This is a genomic window from Streptomyces sp. SBT349 (assembly GCF_001083795.1).
Taxonomy (GTDB): Bacteria; Actinomycetota; Actinomycetes; order Streptomycetales; family Streptomycetaceae; genus Streptomyces.
Window position 1 is genome coordinate 1 of sequence record NZ_LAVK01000228.1, and the last position, 12555, is coordinate 12555.

The window sequence follows — 12555 nt, forward strand, 5'->3', positions numbered from 1 at the left end:
GGGCGGCGGCGGCCCGTTCCCCGCGGGGGCGTCGCCGGTGGTGCCGGGACCGTGGGCGCATGGCGTGACCGTACCGGGGAACGTCCGTACGGCGCCGGGAATTGTTCAGCCGGGGGCAGCGGCGGGTTACCGCGGCGTTCCCGACGGGCTGCTGGACTCCTCGGACATGGGCAGACTCAGCGCGGACCACGCGCATCCGCACCCCCACCCCTCCCCCGCGGGCCCCGGCCGCCGCGCCCTGTTCGGCGCGGCGGGGGGCCTGCTGCTGGCCGCCGCCTCGGGCGTCACCGCCGCCGCGGCCCACACCAGGACCGCGACCGACTCCCGGGCCCCGGCCTCGCGCACCGGCGCGGCACGGGCGTCCCGTCTCTTCCAGGCCACCAGCCTGGTCCACGCGGACCTGCACAACCACACCGTCATGTCGGACGGCGACGGCGATCCGGCCCTGGCGTTCGCGTCGATGCGCGACGCGGGCCTGGACGTGGCCGCGCTCACCGACCACGCCACGCTGTTCTCCGTCGAGGGCCTGAGCTCGTCCGAGTGGTCGCGCACCGGCGAGCTGGCCGACGCGGCGAACGACCCCGGCCGTTACACCGCCCTCCGCGGCTTCGAGTGGTCGCACCCGCTGCTCGGGCACGCCAACGTCTGGTTCACGGACGACTGGGTGGACCTGCTGGGGGCGGCCTCGATGGGGAGCTTCTTCGCGTGGCTGAGCGACCGTCGGGCCATCGCCAGCTTCAACCACCCCGGCCGGGAGGTCCTGCGGTTCGACGGCTTCGACCACTCCCCCGCCGTTCAGGAGCAGATGGTCGGCCTGGAGATGTTCAACCGCACCGACGACTACCTCTTCGAGGGCTGGGCGGACGGGGCGCCCTCGCCGCTGGTCGCGTGCCTGAACGCGGGCTGGCGCACCGGGCTGAGCGGGGTGACCGACGAGCACGGCACCGACTGGGGCTTCCCCGAGGGCAAGGGCCGCAGCGGCCTGTGGGTGAACGAGAACACCCGCGAGGGCGTGTTCGAGGCGATGCGCGCCCGCCGCTTCTTCGCCACGCGGGTCTCGGGGCTGCGCCTGGACGCGACGGCGAACGGCGTGCGGATGGGCGGAACGGTGCCCCTGGCCGCCGGTGACGTGCGGTTCGCGGTGGACCTGGACCGCGGGCCGGAGTGGCTGGGCAAGCCGCTGAACATCCAGGTGCTCCGGCCGGGTTCCGAGGTGCCGGCGGTGGTGGACGTGATCGGGACGCAGGCGGGGCGGGTGACCGAGTTCACCGTTCCGCTGGACGCGGCCGACGGCGACTGGGTGGTGCTGCGCGTCTCCGACCCCGCACGGGCCAACGGCACGCCGGGGCCGGAGGGGCACGCCTGCAACGACTGGGGCGTCGCCTACGCGAGCCCCTGGTGGCTTCAGCCGTGAACGCTCCTGGGTGAGCCGCCGTCCGCAGGGCCAAGCTCCAGGCTCAGCTGATGGCCGAGCTCCCGGAAGCCGAGGGCGCGTGCGACCCGGCGCGAGGCCGGTGGCCGCGCGCGCCACTGCGGCAGCAGGTCGGCGTCCAGGGCGTGCGCGACGGCCCCGGCCGCCGCGCGGCGGGCGAGGCCGCGGCCCCGCAGGTCGCGGGCGGTCAGCACGCACAGGTGCGCGGTCGCGGCGGGCCAGGCGCCGTACCCGGCCGCGGCCACGAGGGCGCCGGTGGCGGCCTCGCGCACGGCGAACGCGGGCGAGGTGATCTCGCCGAGGCCGCTCTCGTCGGCGTCGCCGGGATCCGCCTCCGCGAGCAGGCGGAGGAGGTCCGGGTGGCCGGGGTCGACCCGTTCGACCGGAGCCGTGGCGGCGTCGGCGGGGCCGTCGCCGGAGGAGCCGGGCGCGAAGTCGCCCGGGTCCAGGTAGGCGAGGGAGGCGGGGCCGAGAACGGCGGTCACGGGCAGGGCCGCGGCCATGGCGACGGCGTCGGTGTGCGAGGCCACGGGGCAAGTGGCCAGCGCCCGCCGCAGCAGGGCCGCCGCGGCGGGGGTCGGGACGGTGACGACCGTGGCACCGCCGAGGGTCACCACGCCGGTCCAGGCGGGCGGGGCGAAGCCGGAGCCCGGCGCGACGACCACCTCGGGACCGGCGGCGGACGGAGGGCGGAACCGGACGGGAACGCCCGCCAGTTCCTCCCACACACGACGGGCCCGCACGGTCAGCGCATCAGGTGACATGGGCCGGATCCTGCCACGCCGCCCGGACGGCGACACCGCCGGTGACCGGTCGCGGTCCTGAGGGAGCCTCGGACGTGGGCGGCGGTGCGTGCCCCGCGGGGTCGCGGGTACACGCGCGGCAACGGACGCCGAGCGAACAGGGGATCACCATGGCGAGGGTCGCGTTGTTCCGGCCGGCGTGGCGGACGAGGCCCCGCGCCACGTCCACCCCCGGGCCCGTCACGGAGTTCGACGGGGGCGACGGCCCGCCCGCGCCGCCCCGCACGCCGGTGCTGCAACGCCGCACCTGGCGCGCGATGCTGGCACGGGCCGCGGTCACGGGGCTGGCCCTGGTCTGCATGGTGGCCTTCGCCGTGGCCCTGGCGCGGGCCACGCTGGTGCCCTCGCCCGGCTCGTCCGACCTGGTGCACACCAACCTGCGGCCGGGCGCCTCCATCAACGCCTATCTCGACCAGCCCGACACGGGCGACACCATCCGTCAGATCGGCGGCAACGTCCTGCTGGGCGTGCCGTTCGGCATCCTGCTGCCGGTGCTCTTCCCGAGGATCCGCGGGCTGCTGCGGGTGACCCTCTTCACCGCGCTGGTGATGGTGATGGTGGAGATCGCGCAGGGCTGGATCGTGGAGGGGCGGGCGTTCGACATCGACGACGTCATCCTCAATGTGACGGGCGCGCTGCTCGGCTATCTCACGGCCGGGCGCCGGCTGGGGCGGGCGCTGCACCCGCGCCGCCACCACTGGTGGCACCGGTGGATCGGCGGCCCCCCGGCCGGGTCCGCTCCGGGCGCGGCCCGGGACCCGGCGGTCCCGGACCGGGCCGTCCGGGACGCGACGGTGCCGGGGGCCGGGCGGCGGCGTCCGTGGCACCGGCTGCGGCACCGCGCCTGACGCCCCGCCACCGCGGCGCGTCGGGAGCCGCCCGGGGCCCCGGCCCGTCAGGCGACCGTGGTCCCGGGTGCCGAGAACGCCTCGCGGTTGGCGGGAACGCCTATGCCGCGCCAGGAGAAGGGGACGCCCCGGGCGGTGTCCGGGTCGGGGCCGTCCATCAGCTGGAAGTGGACGTGGGGCTCCGAGGAGTTCCCCGAGTTCCCGCAGAGGGCTATGCGCTGGCCCTCGGTGACCCTGTCGCCGGGGCGGACGGTGAGCGATCCGCGCCGCAGGTGCGCGTAGAGGGCGTGGACGCCGCCGCCGAGGTCGAGCACCACATGGTTCCCCACGACGCCGCCGGGGCCGGCCACGTCGCGGACGATCCCCTCGGCGATGAGGTAGGCCAGGGCCGGGTAGGAGTTCCTGCTGAGGTGGTCGCGCCGGTGGTCGGTCGCGGTCACCACCGTCGCGTCGGCGACGGCGAGCAGCGGCGCGCCGAACGCGGGGAACGCCGCGCTCCGCCGGACCGGCGGCCACCAGCCGAAGGCGGGCCGTGCGCCGTCCTCCGGCTCGGCGACGATGTCGATCGCGAAGGTCTGCCCGTAGCCGTGGGTGCCATGGCTCGGGGTCTTGTCGGCGGGGCTGTTGAGCGCCGACCAGCGGCCCTCGACCGGCGGGCCCACCTCCACCGTCGGGGGCGTCCCGGAGGGGCGGACCATCAGGAGCGCCGCCGCCTTGGTGAGCAGGGAGCCGCCGATCAGGATCCAGCCCCACCACGAGGAGAAGTCCACGAGGAAACCGGCGACGAGGACGACCAGGAAGGCCGCCATGAGGCAGCGGCTCGCGAGCGCGAGCGATTTGATCCGGTGGTGAGGGTGCATGGCTCTCCCGTGCTTCCTGGACGAGGTCGGGGGTCAGGGGCGGGCCGCCGCCAGCGCCACGAGCAGCGGGACGACCCGTGCGGGCGGCACCTCGTACCGGCCGCGGCCCCTGGTGCGCAGCCAGCCGACCGATGTCAGCTGCCGCAGGTGGTGGTAGATCTGGCCGGTGGTGCCGAGCCCTTCGAGCCCGGCCAGCTCCGCGGCCGTGCGCCTGCCGCCGAGGATCTCCCGCAGCAGCCGCATCCGCACCGCGTGGCCGAGCGCGGCGAACGAGTCCGCGGCGTCCTCCCACGCCGTGTCGAGGAGCACCTCCGCCGACAGTCCGTACTGCCACTCGAACCGCTCGTCCGTGGGCAGCCGGACCGCGCCGGTGAACAGCACCCCGCCGTCCGCCTCCCCGCTCTCGGCCAGCTGCTCCTTCAGCGCCCGAAGGGCCCAGAGCTCCAGCTCCGTCACGGGGGCCGCCCGGCTCGGCCCGGCACCCGCCTCCTCGAGTGCCGCCAGGCGGCGCTCGATCTCGGCGACGCGCTCTTCCAGCTCCATACCCACAGACTACGTAATTACGTAAATCCTGGCAACCCCTCCCGGCCGGGAGCATCGCCCCGGGCCGAACGCGCGGACGGGGGACGCGGTCGTCACCGTTCCGCGGACGCGGTGGTCACCGTTCCGCGCCCGTGACCGGCGCGAACGCGTCCACGCCGGTCAGCCCGGCCGACAGCGTCCACAGCCGCGCCGCCTCGTCCCGGTCGATGGCGTACGGCTGCACGCCGCCGCGCCCGGCCGCCTCGTCGCGCGGGTCGGCCCCGGCGAGGGAGGCGATGTCGCAGTCCTCGCAGTAGAGGCCGCCGAGCCCTTCGAGCCGGGGGGAGGTCGCGGCCCAGACCTGGGTCGCGGCCCCCTCCTGCGTGGACTTGAACGTGGGGTTGAGCGGGGTGCCGTCCGCGTCGATCCAGCCCGCGTCGACCATCTCCCGGACATCGAGGTGGCGTTGGAGCGGGGTCAGGATGCCGCCGGGGTGCAGGGAGAACGCCCGCACCCCGGCGTCGCGGCCGAGCGCGTCCAGCCGGACGGCGAACAGCACGTTGGCCGTCTTCGCCTGCCCGTACGCCTCCCACTTGTCGTAGCCGCGGGTGAAGTGGGGGTCGTCCCAGCGGATGGGGGAACGGTGGTGGCCGGCGGAGGAGACGGTCACGACCCGGGCGCCGCCGTCGGCGAGCGCGGGCCACAGCCGGTTGACCAGCGCGAAGTGGCCGAGGTGGTTGGTGGCGAACTGCGCCTCCCAGCCGGGGCCGACGCGGGTCTCCGGGCAGGCCATGATCCCCGCGCTCGCGATCAGGATGTCGATCGTGCGGCCCGAGGCGAGGAAGCGGCCGGCGAACGCGGCGACGCTGTCGAGGTCGGCGAGGTCCAGCGCGTCGATCTCCACGCCGTCCACCCCGGCGAGCGCCTCCTCGGCGGTGGCGCGCCGCCGGGCCGGGACGAGGACCGTGGCACCGGCCGCGGCCAGCGAGCGGGTCGTCTCCAGGCCGATGCCCGAGTAGCCGCCGGTGACCAGGGCGAGGCGGCCGGTGAGGTCGATGCCGCGCAGCACGTCGTCCGCGGTGGACCGGGCGCCGAAGCCGGAGTCGAGGGGTTTCTGCGATGTCGTCGTCATGCCGCGAGCCTAGGAACTGGAGCGCACTCGATGGCAAGTGCGCCGGCGCGCGCCTACGGCAGCGGCGGCGGGCCGGTCACGCTCATCACCAGCGAGTAGACCGAGGTCGTGGCCGCGATGAACAGGCGGTTGCGCCGGGCGCCGCCGAAACGGATGTTGGCGACCGCCTCGGGCACCAGGACGCGGCCGAGCAGCGTGCCGTCCGGGTCGTAGCAGTGCACGCCGCCGCCCATGGCGGCGGCCCACAGGCGGCCCGCGTCGTCGAAGCGGATGTTGTCGAAGTTCCCCTCGGAGCAGGTGGCGAAGACGCCGTCACCGCCCAGCGTGCCGTTCTCGCGCACGTCGAGGACGCGGATGTGGTTGGCCCTGCTGTCCGAGACGTACAGGCGGCTCCCGTCGGCGGAGAAGACCAGCCCGTTGGGCCCGCTGAACCCGTCGGCCACGAGCCTGACCTCGCCGTCGGACGGGTCCACGCGGTAGACGTTGCACGCGCCGATCTCGCCCTCGGCGCGGTGCCCCTCGTAGTCGGTGACGATGCCGAAGTCCGGGTCGGAGAACCAGACCGAGCCGTCGCGGGCCACGGCCGCGTCGTTCGGGCTGTTGAGCCGCTTCCCGCCGAACCGCTCGGCCAGCACGGTGAGGGACCCGTCGTGCTCGGTCCGCGTCACGCGGCGGTTGCCCTGCTCGCAGGTGATCAGGCGGCCCTCGCGGTCCAGGGTGTTGCCGTTGGGGAACCCGGCGGGCGAGCGGAACACGCCGACCGCGCCCGTCGTCTCGTCCCAGCGCAGCAGCCGGTCGTTGGGGATGTCGCTCCACAGCAGATACCGCCCGGCCGGCACGTACAGCGGGCCCTCGACCCAGCGGCAGCCACCGGCCAGCGTCTCCAGACGGTCGTCCCCCAGGTGGCAGCGCCCGGTGGTGAACCGCTCGTCCAGGACCTCGTACACCCCTGCGCCGTCCGTCACATCCGCTCCGTTCGTTCGTGTCCGCGCGTCCCGGTCCGTACGTCCCGCGTACGTCCCGGTCCGCGTCGCGTCCTCCTTGAGGGGGACCCCGGGGAATCCGCTTCGGAGGGGACGACCCGCGGGCCGGGGGGAGCCTACCGTGCAGGGGTGGACAAGACCGAGACCGTGACCGCACCCGGGCACCACTCCGCGCTGCGGACCGAGATACGCATCGTCCGCTCCGCGTTCAGCGGCCTGCGCGGCGACCTGATCACCGGCGCGTTCGCCTTCAGGCCGCTGCCGCCGCTGGCCCCCGACTGGCCGCCGCTGGCCTGGACGCCCGCCGAGGCGCGGCGCTACGCGCGCTGGCTGCCGCACGTCGCGATCGTCGTGGGCGCGGTGCTGTCGATGGTCGTGACCGCGCTCACGATGGACGGCTTCTACGGCGTCGACATGCCGGTCAGCGTGCTCTGCTTCGGGCTTCCCATGCTGCTGGTGATCTTCCGCCCGGTGGGCGCGTTCTGGCTCTCGCTGCTCGGCTTCGTCGTCGTGGCGTTCCTCGACGTGTCGGGCACCTGGCCGTGGCTGGGCGGCGCCATGGCCACGCACATCGCGGTGATGGTGGTGGTCACCCTACGGGGACGGCCGCGGGTGGCCGGTGAGATGTGGGTGCTCACCGCGCTGGTCTCCTGGGCCATGCCGTCGCCGCCGTGGTGGGGGGATGACAACTCCCTGGTGATGGCCTCCCTCTCGCTGCCCATGATGCTGAGCGCGGCGCTGGTGCGCGGCTGGCTGGACACGCGGCGCGAGGTCGTGGCGCAGACGGCGGTCACCGCGCGGGAGCGCTCGAAGCGCACGCTGCTGGAGAACCGCACGACCATCGCCCGCGAGCTCCACGACGTGGTGGCACACCACATGTCGGTCGTCGCCATCCAGGCCGAGGCCGCCCCCTACCGGGTGTCCGACCCGCCGCCCGAGCTGGCGCAGGCGTTCGCGACCATCCGGGAGAACGCGGTGGCCGCGCTGACCGAACTGCGCCGCGTGCTCGGCGTGGTGCGGGCCGAGGACTACGAGGCGCCGGACGCGCCGCAGCCCACCCTGGCCGACCTGGACGGGCTGCTGGACAACGTGCGCGAGGCGGGGCTCCCGGTGGAGAAGCTGGTGGTGGGCGCGGTCCGCCCCCTCCCCCAGGGCGTCGAGCTGTCGGCGTACCGGATCGTGCAGGAGGCGCTGAGCAACACGCTGCGCCACGCGCCCGGGGCGACGGCCCGCGTCGAAGTGGCCTACGTGCTGGGCGGGTTGGCGCTCCGGGTGGTCAACGGGCCACCGCGCGGCGAGGCGAGGCCCTCGCCCGGCGCGGGGCACGGGATCACCGGGATGCGCGAGCGCGTCGCCATGCTGGACGGGGAGATGACGACCGGGCCCACGGCGGACGGCGGCTACGAGACGGCCGTGTTCCTGCCGGTGCCGGCCGAGGAGCCGTCGTGACCATCAGGGTGCTGATCGTGGACGACCAGATGATGGTCCGCGAGGGCTTCTCCGTGCTGCTGAACGCCCAGCCGGACATCGAGGTCGCGGGGGAGGCCGTGGACGGGCACGAGGCGGTGTCCCGCAGCGCCGAACTGGGGCCCGACGTCGTGCTGATGGACATCCGCATGCCGGGGCTGAACGGCATCGACGCCACGCGGGCGATCCTGGCCGCGGACCCCGGCACGAAGGTGCTGGTGCTGACGACGTTCGACCTGGACGAGTACGTGTACCAGGCGCTGCGCGCCGGGGCGTCGGGCTTCCTGCTGAAGGACGCCTCCGCGCGGCAGCTGGCGGAGGGGGTGCGGGTGGTGGCGGCGGGCGAGGCGCTGCTCGCGCCGACGGTGACCAAGCGGCTGATCGCCGAGTTCGCCCGGTTCGGCGAGGGGCCGAAGGCCCCGGCGAGGGAGCGCGTCGGCGACCTGACCGAGCGCGAGACCGAGGTGCTCGCGCTGATCGCCCAGGGCCTGTCCAACGCCGAGATCGCCGCGCGCCTGGTGGTCGCCGAGTCCACCATCAAGACGCATGTGAGCCGGATCCTGGTGAAGCTCGACCTGCGCGACCGGACCCAGGCGGCGATCTTCGCCTACGAGGCCCGCCTGGTCGTCCCCTCCTGACCCGCGTGCGCCCCGCGACGGGCGCCGGACGGCCGGACACCCCGCCCGGTGCGGACGGGCGGGGTGCCGGGACGGCGGGCCCTCAACCGGAGGAACCGGCCGTCAGGGCCGTGCGATCAGGGGCCCAGCGATCAGGGGCCGTGCGATCAGGGGATGCCCACCCCGTAGTAGGCCGCGGCCTCGGCCACCGGCTGGAAGAACGTGGTGCCGCCGACCGAGCAGTTGCCGCTGCCGCCCGAGGTGAGGCCCAGGCCCGTGGTGCCGGACCAGAGCGGGCCGCCGCTGTCGCCGGGCTCCGCGCAGATGTTCGTCTGGATCATGCCGTAGACGACGTCGCCGCCGCCGTAGTCGACCGTCCAGTTCAGCCCGGTGACGCTTCCGCAGCGCACGCCCGTGGTGAGGCCGCTGCGGCAGGCCGACTGGCCCACGAACGGGTTGCCGAAGCCGGTGATGGCCCCGCCGCCCGAGACCGAGCTGGGCACCGACGCCGGCTGCGGGTCGTACTGCACCAGGCCGAAGTCGTCGCCCGGGAAGTTGGACGCGGCGGTGAAGCCGATCCAGGCCGAGCCGTCGTGCCAGAGCGGGTACGGCGGCGTCGGGCCGTACGGGTCCTCCGTGCAGTGGCCCGCGGTGAGGAAGTAGAACGTGCTCCCGGCGCGGACGTTGAAGCCGAGCGAGCAGGACCAGCCGATGTCGGCGTAGATCGGGTCCCCGCCCTGGAGGTACGTCTCGAACGTGCCCGGGGTCCGCTCGATGCTCAGGGCTCCCGCGAGGTCGCCCGCGGAGGCGGTGATCTCCGCGATCTCCGCCTCCGAGACCGACTCGTCGGCCAGCACGAGGACCGTGCCCGCCTTCTCGTCGACGGACCAGGCGGTGCCGCCGACGTCGGCGGCGTCCACGGCCTCTCCCGCCGCTTCCAGCTGGGCCGTGCCGAAGGCCGCGGCCTCGTCGGCCAGGGCCGTGCCGGGCGTCAGGAACGCCGCCACGGCCACCAGGCCGGTGACCACGGCCGCCGCCCGTAAGGAACGGGCCACGCGCCCGCGGGGGTTGGTGCGCTTCACTCTCACTTGCGTCCTCCCAGAGGATTCGTCGATCCGGTGGATGAGTCTGTCGTGAGGCACATGAAACGTGAGGGACACGCACATGATCAGCATGTCCACAACAAGAACCGCACGAATTCTTTCCATCTCCACCGCCCCCTGCCAAGAACGAGAACCGGCCACTCGGCGAACGCAACGGGGGCCCCGCCGGTCACTCGGAACCCCCGCGTCCGGGGCCGCGGCCCCCCGCCGTCAGTGGACCGCGTTCAGCCGCTCCCGCTGCTCGGCGCTCAGCGTGAGGTCCATCGCCGCGATCGCCTCGTCCAGTTGGGCGACCGAGCTGACGCCGACGATCGGCAGCACCGAGGGCGTGGCCCCGGACAGCCAGGCCAGCACCACCTGGTTGACCGACGCGCCGAGCTCGGCCGCGACCTCCCGCAGCGCGGCGAGGCGACGGGGCGTCCCCGGGTGGTCGTACGCCTCGGACAGCGGCTTGTCGGGGCGGCTGTAGCCGCCGAACAGCAGCGTCGCGTAGGCCAGCAGCGTCAGGTCCTCCTCGTGGGCGACATAGTCGAGCAGCCCCGGCGTGGCGTGCGTGTGGCCCCCCTCGGGGAAGCCGACGTCGAAGCGCGGCTGGAGGTAGGAGTACCGCTGCTGGACGCAGGTGTACGGGGTGAGGCCGCCCGCGGTGGCGAGGGAGCGGGCCCGTTCGATGCGCCAGGTGGCGTGGTTGCTGACGCCCAGCAGCCGGGTCGCCCCCTCGCGGACCAGGCCGTCGAGGGCGCCCACCGTCTCGTCGAGCGGCACCGAGCGGTCCTCGATGTGCGTGTAGTAGAGGTCCACCCGGTCCGTGCCCAGGCGGCGCAGGCTGCCGTGCATCGCGTCGGTGAGCACGGAGGCCGACAGGCCCTCGGCGTCGTCCAGGGTGCCGCCGGGGCGGGTGGGCCTGGCCCCGGCCTTGGTGGCGATGTGCACCCGGTCGCGGGCCCCGCGCGAGGCGAGCCAGCGGCCGATGGTGGTCTCGTTCTCGTCGCCGGTGCGGCCCGGCTCCCAGAAGCAGTAGTTGTTGGCGGTGTCGACGAGCGTGCCGCCCGCCTCGGTGAAGCGGTCGAGGATGGCGAACGAGGTCTTCTCGTCGACATAGGTCCCGAGCGCCAGGGCACCCAGGCACAGGGCGCTGACCTCGATCCCGTCGGGGCCTCCGATACGGCGTCGCTGCATGGCGGACTCTCCTCCTGTGGGTGTGACACGGGCTGTCACCGATGACGGTGGCAGTTGGAGAGCTCTCCAGGTCAAGTCGGGCCGCCGGGACCTCCGATGCAACCTTTCGCGCCGCCGCTCCGTGGACGGGGTGAAGGGAGGCCGGATGCGCCTTGAAGAGGAGCGGCGATTCAGGGAGTTCGCCGCCGACCGGGCCCGCTCGTTGCGCAGGACCGCGTATCTGCTGTGCGGCGACTGGCACTTGGCCGACGACCTGGCGCAGACCACTTTGATCAAGATGTACCGCTCGTGGTCCCGCCTGGAACGGCGCGGCGAACTGGACGCGTATGTGCGACGCGTGCTGCTGCGCACCTGGCTGGACGAGAGACGCCGCCCCTGGCGCCGCGCCGAGAACAGCTGCTCCGAGGTGCCCGACGCCCCCGACGCGTCGGCCGGGCCCGAGGAGGTCGCGGACCGCATGGAGGTGAGCGGCCTGGTGCACCGCGCGCTGCTCGCGCTGCCGCCGCGCCAGCGGGCCACCGTGGTGCTGCGCTATGTCGAGGACCTGTCGGTCGCCGACACCGCCGCCGCGCTCAGGTGCTCGACCGGCAACGTCAAGAGCCAGGCGGCGCGGGGCCTCGACGCGATGCGCGCGGCGATCGGGACCGCGGGCGCCGGGCTCTCCGCCTGCGGAACGGCGAGGGGTGGGGACGCGTGAGCGGGGAGACGAACGGGAGGACGGCCGGGGAGAGGGCCGCGGACACGGCCCGGGAGACGGCCGGGGCGGACCGCGTCCGGGAGGCGCTGGCCGCGGCCACGGCGGACGAGCCGCCGCTGTGGCTGGACGTCGACGAGATCGTGGCCACGGAGCGCCGCCGCGCCACCCGCCGCCGCACGCTGCTGGGCGCCACCACGGTGACCGTTCTCGTCGCGGCGCTCGCCACCGCCCTGCCCTCGCTCCCCGGCGCCGCGGGCCCGGCCCCGGCGGTGCCCGCCCACGACCCGCCCTGGCCGGGCCCCTCCGGCCTGGTGCCGCCGGAGACGGCCGAGGACCACGCGGAGACCGCCGACGCCCTGGGGGCGCGGATCGAGGGGGCGTTCGCGGCCGGGCTCGGGGCCGATGTCGCGTCGGTCACCGCCCGCGCCAAGGGCCCCGACCCGGCCCGGTCGGCGTCCACGCCGGGCCCCGCGACGACCTGGACCTGGACGGTGGCAGTGCGCGACCGCGACGGCGAGGCGCTGTGGACGGTCTCGGTGCGGGTCGCCGAGGCGCCGCTCCCGCCCCTGACCTGCCCGACGGCCTTCCCCGGGGACTCCGAGGTCTGCGACCCCCTCGCGGTGGCGGACGGCGAGGCGGCCCGGTACACGCGCAAGCCCGGGGCCGGGCTCGCCCGCGTCGAGGTGCTGGCCGATCCGCGGCGGCTGGTCACCGTCGCCACGCCCCTGCACGCGGACGGCAGGACGTACGACGCGGAGGCGGTGCTCGTCATCGCCCAGCGCATCGGCCTCGCCGTGACGGGGGCCGCCGGATGAACGCCCGCCGCACGCCGCCGCTCGTCGCCGCGGTCATCGCCCTGACCGTGCCCGCGCTGCTGTTCCTCCTCGGCCAGGCCCCACACCGGTCCCCGGC

The 12555-nt window shown here is 74.9% G+C and carries 13 protein-coding genes; 6 read left to right on the top strand and 7 right to left on the bottom strand.

Annotated elements, in window-relative coordinates:
• On the top strand, positions 1 to 1414 hold a 1414-nt coding region (locus ADY01_RS24160; RefSeq protein ID WP_234320382.1), incomplete at its 5' end, for a CehA/McbA family metallohydrolase.
• Here ADY01_RS24160 and ADY01_RS24165 read toward each other — a convergent pair.
• Entirely contained in the window at positions 1405 to 2196 is a 792-nt protein-coding gene (locus tag ADY01_RS24165) for a GNAT family N-acetyltransferase (RefSeq protein WP_049577600.1), read from the bottom strand. The two genes, ADY01_RS24160 and ADY01_RS24165, sit on opposite strands and share 10 nt — an antisense overlap.
• Before the next feature lie 149 nt (positions 2197 to 2345).
• On the opposite strand from ADY01_RS24165, the gene ADY01_RS36370 reads away from it, so the two are divergent.
• Complete coding sequence (locus ADY01_RS36370; RefSeq protein WP_063784332.1) at positions 2346 to 3083, top strand: VanZ family protein; 738 nt, start codon at positions 2346 to 2348, stop codon at positions 3081 to 3083.
• A gap of 47 nt (positions 3084 to 3130) precedes the next feature.
• Here ADY01_RS36370 and ADY01_RS24175 read toward each other — a convergent pair whose 3' ends face one another.
• The 4 genes from ADY01_RS24175 to ADY01_RS24190 form a co-directional block, all read right to left on the bottom strand.
• The gene (locus tag ADY01_RS24175) at positions 3131 to 3943 is read right to left on the bottom strand and encodes a M23 family metallopeptidase (RefSeq protein ID WP_049577603.1); all 813 of its coding nucleotides are present in this window, start codon (positions 3941 to 3943) and stop codon (positions 3131 to 3133) included.
• A 33-nt stretch (positions 3944 to 3976) separates the two neighbouring features.
• On the bottom strand, positions 3977 to 4486 hold the full coding sequence (locus tag ADY01_RS24180) for an ArsR/SmtB family transcription factor (protein ID WP_049577605.1): 510 nt from the start codon (positions 4484 to 4486) through the stop codon (positions 3977 to 3979).
• A 115-nt stretch (positions 4487 to 4601) separates the two neighbouring features.
• The gene (locus ADY01_RS24185) at positions 4602 to 5597 is read right to left on the bottom strand and encodes an SDR family NAD(P)-dependent oxidoreductase (RefSeq protein ID WP_049577608.1); all 996 of its coding nucleotides are present in this window, start codon (positions 5595 to 5597) and stop codon (positions 4602 to 4604) included.
• 53 nt (positions 5598 to 5650) lie between these two features.
• Positions 5651 to 6562, bottom strand: coding sequence for an SMP-30/gluconolactonase/LRE family protein (locus ADY01_RS24190; protein ID WP_049577610.1), 912 nt, complete (start codon positions 6560 to 6562; stop codon positions 5651 to 5653).
• A 147-nt stretch (positions 6563 to 6709) separates the two neighbouring features.
• Here ADY01_RS24190 and ADY01_RS24195 point away from each other — a divergent pair, with 147 nt between their 5' ends.
• Both ADY01_RS24195 and ADY01_RS24200 read left to right on the top strand, forming a co-directional pair.
• Entirely contained in the window at positions 6710 to 8029 is a 1320-nt protein-coding gene (locus ADY01_RS24195) for a sensor histidine kinase (RefSeq protein WP_107081809.1), read from the top strand.
• A complete protein-coding gene (locus ADY01_RS24200; protein WP_049577612.1) occupies positions 8026 to 8685 on the top strand; it encodes a response regulator in 660 nt (219 codons plus the stop codon). The genes ADY01_RS24195 and ADY01_RS24200 overlap by 4 nt, the downstream gene beginning before the upstream one ends.
• A 146-nt stretch (positions 8686 to 8831) precedes the next feature.
• Here the strand turns inward: ADY01_RS24200 and ADY01_RS24205 are convergent, their stop codons facing one another.
• Positions 8832 to 9752 (bottom strand): S1 family peptidase, encoded by a 921-nt coding sequence (locus ADY01_RS24205; protein WP_049577616.1) that lies wholly within the window; start codon positions 9750 to 9752, stop codon positions 8832 to 8834.
• Between the two features lie 225 nt (positions 9753 to 9977).
• A complete protein-coding gene (locus tag ADY01_RS24210) occupies positions 9978 to 10946 on the bottom strand; it encodes an aldo/keto reductase (RefSeq protein ID WP_049577619.1) in 969 nt (322 codons plus the stop codon).
• A 145-nt stretch (positions 10947 to 11091) separates the two neighbouring features.
• Here ADY01_RS24210 and ADY01_RS24215 point away from each other — a divergent pair, with 145 nt between their 5' ends.
• Both ADY01_RS24215 and ADY01_RS39290 read left to right on the top strand, forming a co-directional pair.
• Positions 11092 to 11643 (top strand): RNA polymerase sigma factor, encoded by a 552-nt coding sequence (locus ADY01_RS24215; protein ID WP_049577620.1) that lies wholly within the window; start codon positions 11092 to 11094, stop codon positions 11641 to 11643.
• Positions 11640 to 12458: a hypothetical protein gene (locus ADY01_RS39290; protein WP_049577622.1), complete on the top strand. Its 819-nt coding sequence runs from the start codon at positions 11640 to 11642 to the stop codon at positions 12456 to 12458. Before ADY01_RS24215 ends, ADY01_RS39290 begins: the two co-directional genes overlap by 4 nt.
• Positions 12459 to 12555: the final 97 nt, after the last annotated feature.